General features: G+C 68.7%; 10 protein-coding genes. 8 read left to right on the top strand and 2 right to left on the bottom strand.

Annotation, left to right across the window (positions count from 1 at the left end):
- Positions 1 to 121 precede the first annotated feature (121 nt).
- Positions 122 to 1,366 (bottom strand): FAD-dependent monooxygenase, encoded by a 1,245-nt coding sequence (locus tag AACH00_RS12995; protein ID WP_341399573.1) that lies wholly within the window; start codon positions 1,364 to 1,366, stop codon positions 122 to 124.
- A gap of 120 nt (positions 1,367 to 1,486) precedes the next feature.
- Between AACH00_RS12995 and AACH00_RS12990 the strand changes: the two genes are divergently transcribed.
- The 8 genes from AACH00_RS12990 to AACH00_RS12955 all read left to right on the top strand — a co-directional run bounded on the left by AACH00_RS12990 (position 1,487) and on the right by AACH00_RS12955 (position 12,318).
- The gene (locus tag AACH00_RS12990; RefSeq protein WP_341399572.1) at positions 1,487 to 2,530 is read left to right on the top strand and encodes an SPFH domain-containing protein; all 1,044 of its coding nucleotides are present in this window, start codon (positions 1,487 to 1,489) and stop codon (positions 2,528 to 2,530) included.
- Positions 2,531 to 2,540: 10 nt separating this feature from the next.
- Positions 2,541 to 4,181 (top strand): DUF4178 domain-containing protein, encoded by a 1,641-nt coding sequence (locus AACH00_RS12985; protein ID WP_341399571.1) that lies wholly within the window; start codon positions 2,541 to 2,543, stop codon positions 4,179 to 4,181.
- Between the two features lie 30 nt (positions 4,182 to 4,211).
- Positions 4,212 to 4,433 carry a DUF350 domain-containing protein gene (locus tag AACH00_RS12980; RefSeq protein ID WP_341399570.1) on the top strand — a complete coding sequence of 74 codons (222 nt, stop codon included), beginning with the start codon at positions 4,212 to 4,214 and terminating at the stop codon, positions 4,431 to 4,433.
- Position 4,434: 1 nt separating this feature from the next.
- Entirely contained in the window at positions 4,435 to 6,012 is a 1,578-nt protein-coding gene (locus tag AACH00_RS12975; RefSeq protein WP_341399569.1) for a polyamine aminopropyltransferase, read from the top strand.
- On the top strand, positions 6,012 to 7,661 hold the full coding sequence (locus AACH00_RS12970) for an FAD-dependent oxidoreductase (protein WP_341399568.1): 1,650 nt from the start codon (positions 6,012 to 6,014) through the stop codon (positions 7,659 to 7,661). The genes AACH00_RS12975 and AACH00_RS12970 overlap by 1 nt, the downstream gene beginning before the upstream one ends.
- Positions 7,662 to 7,781: 120 nt before the next feature.
- Positions 7,782 to 8,798: an extracellular solute-binding protein gene (locus AACH00_RS12965; protein WP_341399567.1), complete on the top strand. Its 1,017-nt coding sequence runs from the start codon at positions 7,782 to 7,784 to the stop codon at positions 8,796 to 8,798.
- Positions 8,795 to 10,525 carry a diguanylate cyclase domain-containing protein gene (locus AACH00_RS12960; protein ID WP_341399566.1) on the top strand — a complete coding sequence of 577 codons (1,731 nt, stop codon included), beginning with the start codon at positions 8,795 to 8,797 and terminating at the stop codon, positions 10,523 to 10,525. The genes AACH00_RS12965 and AACH00_RS12960 overlap by 4 nt, the downstream gene beginning before the upstream one ends.
- Before the next feature lie 2 nt (positions 10,526 to 10,527).
- Positions 10,528 to 12,318, top strand: coding sequence for an ATP-binding protein (locus tag AACH00_RS12955; protein WP_341399565.1), 1,791 nt, complete (start codon positions 10,528 to 10,530; stop codon positions 12,316 to 12,318).
- A gap of 48 nt (positions 12,319 to 12,366) precedes the next feature.
- Here AACH00_RS12955 and murU read toward each other — a convergent pair whose 3' ends face one another.
- A complete protein-coding gene (gene murU, locus AACH00_RS12950) occupies positions 12,367 to 13,074 on the bottom strand; it encodes an N-acetylmuramate alpha-1-phosphate uridylyltransferase MurU (RefSeq protein WP_341399564.1) in 708 nt (235 codons plus the stop codon).
- Positions 13,075 to 13,081 lie beyond the last annotated feature (7 nt).

Raw genomic sequence — 13,081 nt, 5'->3', positions numbered from 1 at the left:
CAGGCAAAAAATGGCCGACGGCCCTGCAAAGGGTGGTCGGCCATTGTTTTTCAGGCACCGCGCGCAACCAACGGTTTCAACTTTTGCGAACCGTCGCCGCCGTTTTGTGGTGAATCTGCCCTCAACGCCGCCCGAACATCATCTGCCGCGCCAACGCAGATTTCAGCGGCGGCACCAGCTGCAGCAGGGCGAGGCCAAGGCCGCGTGCGGCGGGCAGGCCCGGCCATTGCCAGGTGAAGCTGCGGGCCAGGAAATCGGTCGCGGCGATCATGCTCCAGCGGTCGGGGGCGCGGGCCCATTCGACGCGGCGCAGCGCCCGTTCGATGTCGGGTGTGCGGCGCAGCGTGTCGATGAGCGCAAATGCATCGCGCAGGCCCAGGTTCAGGCCCTGGCCCGCCACCGGGTGCAGCGTTTGCGCGGCATTGCCGATGCGCACGGTGCGCCCCTGCACCAGGCTGCGCTCGGCGTTCAGGCCGAGCGCAAAGCACTTCAGAGGGCCCACGTTCTGCAACTGGCCGGCGGCCTCGGGCAGCACCGAGCGCAGCACCGCCAGTCGCTGGGCATCGTCCAGCGCACGCACCGGGTCGTCATCGGCGGGCACACACCACACCAGAGAGGCTTGACGCTGCCCAGATGCGCCGCCCGACCCTGGCAGCGGCGAGAGCGTCGGAAGAGGCAGCAGCGCGACAGGGCCGTGCCGGGTGAAGCGCTCGAAGGCCGCACCGGACGGCACGCTGGCATCCAGCGTCACGGTGCCCACCCAGGCGTTCTGGCGGTAATCGTGCACCACGGCCTTGCGGGCCTGGTCGGCGAACACGCCACCTTCGGCCACCACGGCCAGATCGAAGGCGTCCATCACGCCGGCATCCACTTCCACGCCACCGGGCACGTCCTTCAGCGCCGCCACCGGCGTGCCGAATCGCATCGCGCAATTCTCGGGGTGCGCGGCGCAGGCGGCCGCCCAGGCGCGCTGCAGCGGCGCCACGATCTGGCCGTAGCGCAGCACGGCGCCCAGCATCGGCACGCCCTCATCGCGTGCGCTCAGGGCCACTTCGGCCCGCAGGTGCTGGCCACCCAGCGTGGGCGGCGCCTGCGACACATGCACTTGAAGAATCGGTTGGGCCACCTCGGCCGGCCACACACCCAGGCGCTGCAGCAACTGCACGCTGCCGAGTGAAAGCGCCAGCGTGCGCGGATCGGCGCTCACGTCGCGGTCGGCCGGGCGCGCATCGAACACGGTGATGCGGGCATCGGGCAGCAGGCGGTGGGCCAGCAAGGCCAGGGTCAGGCCGACCGGGCCGGCGCCGATCACCGCCAGGTGTTGTGGCGCAGGTGAGACGCTGGGGCTGGGCGCAAAGGCTTCCATGTGTTTCCTGAAGGGCGGGCGGGGCTGGATCTTCAATTCCCAACGCGTATTATTCGCCGCGCCGGCATCTCTCGCCGGTGTGGCCGGCACATTGCCGGCGTCGACAGAAGGGGACTCGCCATGGGCCTGATGGATTTCATCAAGAAACAGTTCATCGATATTCTGGAGTGGACGGAATCCGGCGATGGCACGCTGGCCTGGCGCTTCCCGATGGCCGACAACGAAATCCAGAATGGTGCCTCGCTGACGGTGCGCGAGAGCCAGATGGCGATCTTCGTCAACGAAGGCAAGGTGGCTGACGTGTTCGGCCCCGGCACCTACAAGCTGACGACGCAGACGCTGCCGGTGCTGACCTACCTGAAGAACTGGGACAAGCTGTTCAACAGCCCGTTCAAGAGCGACGTCTACTTCTTCAGCACCCGCCAGCAGATCGACCAGCGCTGGGGCACGGCCCAGCCGATCACCATCCGCGACAAGGACTTCGGCGCGGTGCGCCTGCGCGCCTTCGGCAACTACGCCTACCGCATCACCGATCCGAAGAAGTTCCACGTCGAGATCTCCGGCACGCGTGAGCGCTATACCGCCGAAGACCTCGACGGCCAGTTGCGTGGCCTGATGCTGCAGCACATCAGTGATGCGGTGGCCGCCAGCGGCATTCCCTTCCTGGACCTGGCCGCCAACCAGATCGAATTTGCCAAGCAGCTGAAGGAAGCCACGGCGGCCTCCTTCGACGCCCTGGGCCTGGCGCTGGAAAGCGTGACGCTGCAGAGCGTGTCGCTGCCGGAAGAGCTGCAGAAGATCCTCGACCAGAAGATCGGCATGGGCATGGTGGGTGGCGACATGAACAAGTTCATGCAGTACCAGACCGCGCAGGCCATTCCGAAGCTGGCCGAGGGCGTGGGCCAGGGCGGCGGCGTGGCCGGTGACGCACTCGGCCTGGGCGCCGGTGTGGCCATGGGCCAGATGCTGGCGCAGCAGATGTCGCAGGGCCTGAACGCGGCCACGCAGCCCGCTGCGGCCGCGACAGCCGCAGCGCCGGCGGCGATGAGCCCCGACGCCGTGATGGCCACGCTGGAAAAGCTGGCTGATCTGAAGGCCAAGGGCATCCTGACCGACGAGGAATTCAGCGCCAAGAAGGCCGAGCTGCTGAAGAAGCTGGTCTGACGGCTGCGCCTTGACCGAGCCAGCTTCCCCCGCATCGCCACCCCCACGCCCGCGCGCCCAGCGGGCCTGGCGCGCTGCGTGTCCGAATTGCGGCGCACCGGTTGATTTCGCTTCGGCGGCATCGGCCAGTGCGGTGTGCAGCTTTTGTCGCAGCAGCCTGCTGCGCGACGGCGACACCCTGCGCAAGATCGGCGAAAGCGCCGAGCTGTTCGACGACCACACGCCGCTGCAACTCGGCGCCAGTGGGCGTTGGCAGGGCGTGGGCTTCACGCTCGTGGGGCGCCTGCAGTACCGCTACCCCGAAGGCACCTGGAACGAATGGCATCTGCTGTTCGACACCTCGGGTGACGGCCCGCCTCGCTCGGCCTGGCTGAGCGAGGACAACGCCGGCCATGTGCTGAGCTTCGACCAGAAGCCGCTGACCGACCCGCCGGTGCTGGCCGAGTGGCATGCCGGTCAGCGCGTGCTGGTGGACGGCCGCGCGTGGACAGTGGCGTCGATCCAGCCCGTCACCCTGGCGGCGGCCGTGGGCGAATTGCCGCGCCCGCCGACCCTGGGTCAGCCGCACACGGTGGTCGATCTGCGCAATGAGCGCGATGAGGTCGGCACGCTCGATGACGCGGCCGGCCCGGCCCTGCAATGGGCCATCGGCAAGCCGATCAACCTCTCGGCGCTGTCGCTGACCGGCCTGCGTGATGACAACGCCGCCGCGGTGAGTGGTCGCACGCTGGAATGCCCGTCGTGCGGCGCGTCGCTCACCGCCACGCTGGCCAGCACGCAGGCCATCACCTGCGGCCAGTGCCATGCGGTGGTCGACATCTCTGCCGGCGTCGGCGCTGACCTGAAGCACTACGCGCAGAACAATTCCGGCGAGGCCGGCATCGGCCCGCAGATTCCGCTGGGCAGCACCGGCCGCCTGTCACTCGGCCCCGAGGGTGCGCAAGACTGGACCGTGGTCGGCTACCAGGAACGCTGCGACATCCCGTCGCCGGGCGATGACGACGAGCAGACCTTCTGGCGCGAATACCTGCTCTACAACCGCCAGGCGGGTTTTGCTTTTCTGGTGGATGCCGAAGACGGCTGGAGCGCCGTGCGCCCGCTCACCGGTGCGCCGCAACAGCGCGGCAACGCCGCCACCTGGCAAGACCAGACCTACCAGCAGCGCTACCGCTACGTGGCGGCCGTCACCTGGGTGCAGGGCGAGTTCTACTGGCGTGTCAAACGCGATGAGCGTGCGCGCGTCACCGACTTCACCGGCGCCGACGGCCGTGTGTTGTCGCGCGAGGAAACCGGCAGCGAAGTCACCTGGTCGGCCGGCCGCAGGCTGGGTGCGGCGGAGATTGCGCGCGGCTTCAACCTGCCACCGGGGAGCCTCGGCGGCGACAGTCTGCCCACCTCCAGCCTCGGTGGTGGTGGCTTGGGCAGCAGCGGCATCAGCCAGGGCGTGATCATCCTGATCGTCGTGGTGGTGGTGATCCTGCTGATGAGCCGCTGCACCAGCCGCGACGACTGTGACCAGACGCGGGCCACCTTCGGTGAGGCGAGCGCTGAATACCAGCAATGCCGCCGCAGCAGCGGCAGCTCGGGCGGATTGCGCACCGGCGGCGGATCTTTTGGCGGTTTTTCCAGCGGGGGCGGCGGCCACAAGTAGGCCGCTTCCCGCTGATACAAGGAGATGACGATGGACTTTGAATGGCTCAAGCCGGCGGTGGTGCTGGGTTCGGTGCTGTACGCCGTGATTGGCGTGGTGGTGCTGTGGGCGAGCTTCGTCGTGATCGACAAGCTCACGCCCTACAAGCTCTGGGAAGAAATCGTCGAGCACAAGAACGTGGCGCTGGGCATCGTGGTGGCCGGCATGTTCGTGGCCATCGGCCAGATCGTTGCCGCAGCGATCCACGGTTGAGTTGAACGCGCCCAAGTCACCCGACGCTGCCACCCCGACCTCGCGCGTGCACCCCGCCGAGGTGGTGCTGCTGGTCTCGGTATTCCTGATCGCCGCCTGCGGGCTGGTGTATGAGCTGGCCGCTGGCGCCTTGGCCAGCTACCTGCTGGGCGACTCTGTCCTGCAGTTCTCCACCATCATCGGCGCCTACCTGTTCGCGATGGGCGTGGGCTCGTGGCTGTCACGCCTGGTGGAGCGTCAGCTGGTGGCGCAGTTCCTGCGCATCGAGCTGCTGGTGGGGCTGGTGGGCGGCCTGATGCCTGCCGCGCTGTTCGTGGCCCACAGCAGCCTGAACGGCACGGGGCAGCTGTCTTTCAAGATCCTGCTTTACGGCCTGGTTGGCCTGGTGGGGGCCTTGGTCGGGCTGGAAATCCCGCTGGTGATGCGCATCCTCAAGCGCCAGTTCAGCCACCGCTATGCGCTGAAGGACCTGGTCTCGCAGGTGCTGACGTTCGACTACCTGGGCGCGCTGGTGGTGGCGGTGGCGTTTCCGCTGCTGCTGGTGCCGCACCTCGGGCTGATCCGCACCGGGCTGCTGTTCGGCCTGCTCAACACCGCGGTGGCGATCTGGGCGCTTTTCATGTTCCGCGACGAGCTGCCGCGCTGGCGCAGCCATGCGCTCGCCTGCGCTGGTGTGGTGCTGGCGCTGGGCGCCGCGGTGGGCGGTGCTGACCACCTCACCACCTGGGCTGAAGACCGCTTCTACGGCGAGCACATCGTCTACCGCAGCAGCAGCCCCTACCAGCGCATCGTGGTGACGCGCAGCGGTGCCGGCACGCGCCTGTTCCTCAACGGCAATCTGCAGTTCCACTCGCGTGACGAGTACCGGTATCACGAGGCCCTGGTGCACCCCGCGATGGCCGCGCACGGTGCGCCGAAGAAGGTGCTGGTGCTGGGCGGTGGTGACGGCATGGCGGTGCGCGAAATCCTCAAGTACCCGTCCGTCGAGCAGGTGACGCTGGTTGAGCTGGACCCGGCGATGACGCAGCTGTTCAGCACCGAGCCGATGCTGACGCGGCTGAACGGCAACGCGCTCACGTCGCCCAAGGTGCGCATCGTCAACACCGACGCCTTCGGCTGGCTGGAAAGCCACGACGAGGTGTTCGACGTGATCGTGGTCGACTTCCCCGACCCCACCAATTTCGCGCTCGGCAAGCTCTACACGACCAGCTTCTATGCGCTGCTGGACCCGCACTTGTCGGCCGGTGGTTTTGCCGTGGTGCAGACCACCTCACCGCTGATCGCCCGCAAGAGCTACTGGACCGTGGCCACCACCATCGAGGCCGTTGGCCTGCAGACCACGCCGTACCACGCGCATGTGCCGAGCTTCGGTGAGTGGGGCTTCATCCTGGCGGGTCGCCGGCCCTGGCAGCCGCCCCGGCAGTTGCCTGACGGACTGCGCTTCCTGACGGTGGCTGGCCTGCCCGCGCTGCTCGACTTTCCGCCCGACATGGCCCGCGTGCCGGCCGAGCCGAACCGCTTGTCGAACCAGGGCCTGGTGCACACGTTTGAAGACGAGTGGGGCCGGGTGCACCAGTGATGCGCCGCCGCCAGGTGTTGACGATGGCGGGGGCCGCGCCGCTTGCGGGCCTGGGCTTGCAAGCGTGCACGCCCGCGCCTGAGGCATCGAAGCGCGATGCGCTGGGCCGGGTGCCCGTGCGCTGGGTTGGCGCCAACGCCGAGCGTGGCCACCAGCTGCGCGACGGCTTTGGCCAAGGCAAATCAAGCAGCCTGCCGCCCGTGGCCGTGCAGCGCCAGACCGGCGTGCTGGTGGTGGGTGGCGGCGTGGCGGGCCTATCGGCTTTGCATCACCTGGCTCAGGCCGGTGTGGACGACGCCGTGCTGCTGGAACTGGAAGACCAGGTCGGTGGCAACAGCCGCGGCCACAGCGTGGGCGGCCTTGCCTGCCCGCTCGGGGCGCACTACCTGCCGGTGCCCGGCCCGGCCGCCATCGAGGTAGGCGCCTGGCTGCACGACATCGGCTTGCTGCGCTCCACCGCGGCCGGCGTGGTGCCCAATGAGCGTTACCTGTGCCACGCCCCGCAAGAGCGCCTGTTCATCGACGGCGCCTGGCAGGATGGCCTGCTGCCTGCCGCCGATGGCCGGCCCGCCACCCAGGCCCAGTACCGCCTCTTTGCGCGGCTGGTGGATGGTGCCCAGCGTCGGCTCGGCTTCAACCTGCCGACCCACGCCGGGCGCTTCACCGCCGACCATGCGGCGCTCGATGCCCAGACCTTCGGGGTGTGGCTGGCGGCCCAAGGGGTGAGCGACGCGCACCTGCTGGGCTACCTCGATTACGCCTGCCGCGACGACTACGGCGCCGGCATCCACACCGTGTCGGCCTGGGCCGGGCTGCACTACTTCGCCAGCCGCCACGGTTTTCACCCGCCCGGTGATGACAGCGCCGAGCGCGACGCCGTGTTCACCTGGCCCGAGGGCAATGCCTTTCTGGTGCGCGAGCTGGCCACGCCGCTGCAGCCGCGCCTGCAGTCAGGCCGCACCGTGCTGCGGGTGACGGCCGAGCGGCAAGGCGTGCAGGTGCTGGCCTTTGACCACGCCGCCCGGCAACTCGAAGCCTGGCGCGCCCACACCGTGGTGCTGGCCACGCCGCTGTTCATTACCCAACGTCTGCTGCAAGGCGCCGAGGCTGCGTTGCAGCAGGCCCTGGCCGAGGCGGCAGCCGCCACCCGCTACGCGCCCTGGCTGGTGGGCAACCTGCTGTTGCGCGGCCCGCTGCAAGAGCGCGTGGGGGCGCCGGCGGCCTGGGATAACGTGGTGTTTGCGCCCGCCGGCGGCAACGCCGCGCTGGGTTATGTGAATGCCCAGCACCAGTCCTTGCGGCCCGACGCGGGGCTGACCGGCCCGCAACTGCTCACCACGTACCACGCGCTGCCGGTGGCTGAACGTGCATCGCTGCTGCAGCAGCCCGCGGCCAGCTGGCTGGCCCGCATCGTGGCCGACCTGCAAGCCGTGCATCCAGACCTGCCCGAGCAGTTGCAGCAGGCCGAGCTGATGCGCTGGGGCCACGCCATGAGCATCCCGGTGCCGGGTGTGCGCAGCCAGGCGGCGCGCACGGCCCTGCGGCAGGCCCGCGGCCGTATCCGGTTTGCACATGCCGATCTGGCGGGCTATTCAGTTTTCGAAGAAGCCTTCACACTAGGCGCCGTGAGCACAAGGCAGATCCGGTAGAAAACGGGTGGGTGGCCATGCAGGCGCGCCTTACGGGCGCAAACATGTAACATTCTGCAAACAATCAAGCAGAGCATGGCGTCGTCAGCAGTATCCAGGAGGCGTTGGGGAATAGGCACCTTGGCCGCCGCCGCTGCATGGCCGATGGCTGCACGGGCCGGCAATGACGTGCTGCGTGTGCTGGCCTGGCCGGGCTACGCCGAGCCCGAAGTGGTGGCCGAATTCGAGCGCCGCCACGGCTGCCGGGTGGAAGTCAGCGAGATCGACTCCGACGCCACCCTCTGGCAGCGCGTGCGTGAGCGCAATGGCGCCGACTTCGATGTCTTCGCCGTCAACACCGCCGAGCTGCAGCGCTACCTGCGCGCCAACCTGGCCCTGCCCCTGACCCCCGCCTTGCTGCCGCTGCTGTCCCGGCAGGAAGACCGCTTCCGGGACGTGAGCGCGCTGCCCGGCATTGCCCGCAACGGCCAGCGCTGGGCCGTGCCCTTCGCCTGGGCCGAGATGGGCCTGATCCACGACCGCCGCCGCTGCCCCGAGCCCCCTGACAGCATCCATGCGCTGTGGGATTCACGCTGGCGCGGCCAGGTGCTGGCCTACAACGGTGGCACGCACAACTTTTCGCTCGCCGCCCAGGCGCTGGGCTGGCCCGACCCCTTCCAGATCGCCGAGCTTCAATGGACCCCGGCGGTGCACAAGCTGATTGCGCTGCGTCGCAACGTCAGCGGCTTCTACACCCAGCCTGAGGAAGCGGTTCGGCTGTTCCGCCAGCGCCAGGCCGCGATCATGTTCGCCAACTACGGCACCCAGCAATTGCACCTGCTGCGTGCAGCGGGTGTGGATGCGGGCTATGTCATTCCGCGGGAGGGCGCACTGGCCTGGCTGGACTGCTGGGTGATGGCCCGCGGTGCGCGCAACACCGCGCTGGCGCACGCCTGGATCAACCACCTGCTGGATCAGCCCGCCAGCGACCTGTTGCGCCAGCGGCAGGGGCTGAACAACACCACCGGTGGCGGTCTGTCGCCGCAGGGCGGCGGCCGGCTGGTCTGGCTGGCCCCGGTGGAAAGCGAAGATCGCCGCAGCCGACTCTGGTCGCGCATCTTTTCGGGTGACAACGCCACCAAGGTGCTGGGCACATGAGGCTGCGCATCAGCTTCAAGCTGGCGATCCTGCTGGCCCTGGTGGGCGCCCTCGCGGCGGGCCTGACCGGCTTTTATGCCTATGAAGCCAGCCGCAAGCTTCAGCTGAATTCAGCCCGCACCGAGCTGCTCACCTCGACGCAGATGCTGGCCCGACGCATCACGCTGATGCAGGGCGAAATCACGCGCAACCTGCAGATGCTCACGCGGCACCCGGTGGCGCTGGCCACGCTGCTGTACGGCCGCACGAGCGATGCCGACCAGGTCGCCACCCTGTTCGACGGTGTCATGACGGCCAACCCGGCCTACCTGCAGGTACGCCTGATCTCGGCCGATGGTCACGGCATGGAGCGGGTGCGCCTGGACCGCATCGGCAGCCTGGCCGTGCGGCTGGTGGGGGACGACCTGCAGGAGAAGGGCCACTTCCCTTATGTGGCCGACGCGCTGCGGCTGCCACTGGGCGGCACCTGGCTGTCGCGCATCTCGATCAACCACGAAACGGGCACCTACGCCGGCCTGGATCAACCCCTGCTGCAGCTCGCCATGCCGGTGATGGACGACCAGGGCCTGGCCCGCGGCGTGGTGGTCATCAACGTCGACCTGAACGGCCTGTTCGGCCTGCTGGCGGCCGATCTGCCGGGCAGCTACCAGCTCTATCTGGCCAACGGTGCCGGTGATGTGCTGATCCATCCTGATGCCACCCAGACCTTCGGTTTCGACCGGGGCCGGCGAGTGCTGTTGCAGAGCGAGTTTCCGGACACGGTGTCGCTCTTCACCGGCCAGGCCGCGCCCGTGCTGATCGACCGCAGCGAAGCGCTGCCGGGCCGGCCGCCGCAGGTGGCTGCCTTCATTCCGCAGTCGATCGAATCGCCCGACAACGACAACCGCCTGGTCATCGGTCTGGCGCAGCCGCTGTCGTTCGTGCTGGCGCGCAGTGATGAGGTGGGCAGCGCCATCGTGCGCATCGTGCTGGGCCTGTGCGCCTTGAGTGCGGCGCTGGCCGTGGTGGTGTCGCGCGCGGTGTCACGTCCGATCAATGCGGTGACCGAGGCCGCGCGCCGCTTCGAGACCGGGGAGCCGGCCGGCGAGTTGCCTGTGGACCGGCAGGACGAGATCGGATCGCTCGCGCGCAGCTTCCAGAAGATGCAGACCCGCATCGCCCAGCAACTGCTCGACCTGAAGGACAAGCAGGATCAGCTGGAGCACCTGTCGCACCACGACACCCTGACCGACTTGCCCAACCGCCGCCTGTTCAGCGACCGCCTCGCGCAGGCACTGGCCTATGCCCGGCGGCATGGCGAGGAGGTGACCGTGCTGTTCCTCGACCTGGATGACTTCAAGCGCATCAATGACGAGTTCGGCCACGAGGCCGGCGACCTGTTGCTGCAAGGCCTGGCGCGCCGTCTGCAAGCCCAGATGCGCGAGGTGGACACCGTCGCCCGGCTGGGTGGCGACGAGTTTGTTGTCTTGCTCGGCACACCCGCGCACCCGGTGCATGCGGGCCAGATCGCGGAGAAGCTGATGGCCCTGATCGGCGAGCCGGTGGATTCACCGATGGGCTTGCTGCAGGTCGGGGTCAGTGTCGGCATCAGCCAGTACCCGCGCGACGGCGAGACCGCCGATCAGATCATGGCCAATGCCGACCGGGCCATGTATGCGGCCAAGAAGGTGGCCGGCTCCAGCTACCGGTTTGCCGCCGAGGCCTCCGTACGCGGCGAGGGGGCCTGACGATGCCGGACGCGCCAACCGGAGACTCGCCGCCGTTGTCGTTCACCAGCATCAAGACCTTGCTCGGTGACGTGCTGACCGGTCGTGCCGACCAGCTGCCTGAGGGGGATGTGCAGCGGCTGGTGGCCGATACGCTGGTGCTGGTGGGCTGCCTGGCGGCGGCCATGTACCTCTTCACCGTGCTGTTCATGCCGATGGTCAGCGTGCCGGTGCGGGTGATGTCGGGTGTGCTCGTGGTGGTGCCCTTCCTGTTGCGGATGGTGGTGGTGCGCTTCGACCATGGCGTCACCGTGCCGCTGATCATGGGCGTGTTGATGGCGCTCGGGGTGGTGTGGGTGCTGAGCGTCGGCTCGGTGCGGACGGCGCATGTCTCGTTCTTCATGTTGCCGCTGGTGTTCGTCGGCTTCCTGCTCGGCGCGCGCATGGCCTGGGCTTTGCTGATTTGCGTGGGCGGGCTGCTCGCGGTGCTGGCCTGGCTGACCGCGGCATCACCGCCCGTCACCTTCGGCGCCTACGCGCAAGCCTGGGTGCAGTTCCAGTTCTGCGCCATCGTCACCGTTTGTGCGCTGACCTTGCGCCGCTACCTCGGGCAGGCCCATCGGCAGGCGCTGCGCGAGCGTGACCTGCGCGAGCGCAGCGCGGAGCACCAGCAGGCCCTGGAGGCCGCGCGTCAGGCGGCTGATGAAGCCAACCGCGCCAAGACGGCATTTCTGGCGAACATCAGCCACGAGATCCGCACACCGATGAGCGCCGTGATCGGCCTGACCGATCTGGCCCTGCGCAGCGATGATCCGGCCATCGTGCAGGAGCATGTGCGGCGTGCGCATGTGGCAGCGCGTGGCCTGCTCAGCCTGCTCAACGACGTGCTCGACATGTCGCGCATCGAAGCTGGCAAATTGACGCTGGAGGCTGGGCAGTTTGATCTGCGCGGCCTGGTGACGGACTTGCACGAGATGCTGGAACACCGGACCGACGCATCGCTTGTCAGCCTGCGCTGCGAGGTGGACGCCGACGTGCCTGCCGAGGCTGTGGGTGACCCGCTGCGCCTGCACCAGGTGCTGTTGAATCTGCTCAGCAATGCCCTGAAGTTCACACCGTCGGGCCACGTGTTGCTGCGCGTGCGGGCACTGGAGCCCGGGGTACTGCGGTTTGAGGTGCAGGACACCGGCGTGGGCATGGATGCAGCCACGCTGGCCCTGGCCTTTGACGCCTTTGGTCAGGCAGATGCGTCGATCGCGCGGCGCCACGGCGGCACCGGGCTGGGCCTCACCATTGCACGGCACCTGGTCCGGTTGATGGACGCCGAATTGCAGGTTTGCTCATCGCCCGGAAAAGGCAGCACGTTCTGGTTCGACCTGCCGCAGCCGCGTACCGTGAGCCCGGCCGTGTTGCCGCCACCGCCGCCACCCCGACTGCGTGCGGGTGCGCGCGTGCTGCTGGTGGAAGACAACGAGACCAACCAGATCATCGGCGAGGCCTTGTTGCGTCAGCTGGGTCTGGAGCCGGTGCTCGCGACCAGCGGCGAGCAGGCCCTGGCGCTGCTGGCCGTGGAGGCGGTGGACGCCGTGTTGATGGATATCCAGATGCCCGGCATGGACGGCCTCACCACCACGCGGCGCTTGCGTGCCGGTGGCGGTGCCCAGGCGGCCTTGCCGGTGATTGCGATGACAGCCCATGCGCTGGCCGAAGAGCGCGAGGCATCGATTGCGGCCGGCATGAACGACCATCTGTCCAAGCCGGTGACCCTGCATGCGCTGGCCGAGGCCTTGGCGCGGGTGTTGCCGGCCGATTGAATGTTCGACTGAACGCGGGATGCAGCGGCCGCTGAGGGCAGGTGCCTTTCAGCGATTCAGCGCGTCCAGCCGCTCGATGGTGCCCACATCGGTCCACGCGCCGGGCCACAGCTGTGCGCCCAGCCGCTGTGCGGTCAAGGCAGCTTCCAGCTTGGGCCGCAGCGCCAGGCGCGTGCCCACCGGCACGTCGGTGAACAAGCCGGGGCGGAACAGGCCCACGCTGGCCCAGGTGAACTTGTCTGCGGCGTCGCGCGTGGCCAGGCCGTCGGGCGTGATGCCGAAGTCGCCACCCGGGTGGTGCGGCGCGTTGGGCACCAGCCAGAGCTGGGCGTCGAGCGCGCTGCGCGCGAAGCGGTCGGCCGCGTCCGCCGGGAAGGTGAAGCCGGGCAGGAACACGTCGCCCGACACCACCCAGAACACCTCGTCGCCCGCAGGCGCCAGTTGGGGCAGGGCCTTGGCAATGCCGCCTGCGGTTTCGAGTGCGCCGCCGTGGTCGCGGCCTTCCATCGAGTAGTGCAGCGTCAGGCCCCAGCGGCTGCCGTCGCCCAGGGCGTCCGGAAACTGCTCTTCCAGCCAGGCGGTGTTGATGACCACCTCGCGCACGCCGGCCCGCGCCAGCGCTTCCAGATGCCATTCGATCAGCGGCTTGCCTTGCACCCGCAGCAGCGGCTTGGGCGTGGCATCGGTGAGGGGGCGCATGCGCTCGCCGCGGCCGGCGGCAAGGATCAGCGCGCGAGGGGTGGGCGTGGCTGTCATGCCCGCA

The sequence above is a fragment of the Ideonella margarita genome (assembly GCF_038066635.1).
Lineage (GTDB): Bacteria > Pseudomonadota > Gammaproteobacteria > Burkholderiales > Burkholderiaceae_C > Ideonella > Ideonella margarita.
Note: the sequence above shows the minus strand (reverse complement) of the source record. Positions and strands in the feature narration are given on the sequence as shown.

Excerpts from the sequence above, each read along its gene's own strand:
- AACH00_RS12990 (WP_341399572.1), top strand. The coding sequence starts at position 1,487 with ATGGGCCTGATGGATTTCATCAAGAAACAGTTCATCGATATTCTGGAG.
- AACH00_RS12980 (WP_341399570.1), top strand. The coding sequence starts at position 4,212 with ATGGACTTTGAATGGCTCAAGCCGGCGGTGGTGCTGGGTTCGGTGCTG.
- AACH00_RS12955 (WP_341399565.1), top strand. The coding sequence starts at position 10,528 with ATGCCGGACGCGCCAACCGGAGACTCGCCGCCGTTGTCGTTCACCAGC.
- AACH00_RS12970 (WP_341399568.1), top strand. The coding sequence starts at position 6,012 with ATGCGCCGCCGCCAGGTGTTGACGATGGCGGGGGCCGCGCCGCTTGCG.
- AACH00_RS12960 (WP_341399566.1), top strand. The coding sequence starts at position 8,795 with ATGAGGCTGCGCATCAGCTTCAAGCTGGCGATCCTGCTGGCCCTGGTG.
- AACH00_RS12995 (WP_341399573.1), bottom strand. The coding sequence starts at position 1,366 with ATGGAAGCCTTTGCGCCCAGCCCCAGCGTCTCACCTGCGCCACAACAC.
- murU (WP_341399564.1), bottom strand. The coding sequence starts at position 13,074 with ATGACAGCCACGCCCACCCCTCGCGCGCTGATCCTTGCCGCCGGCCGC.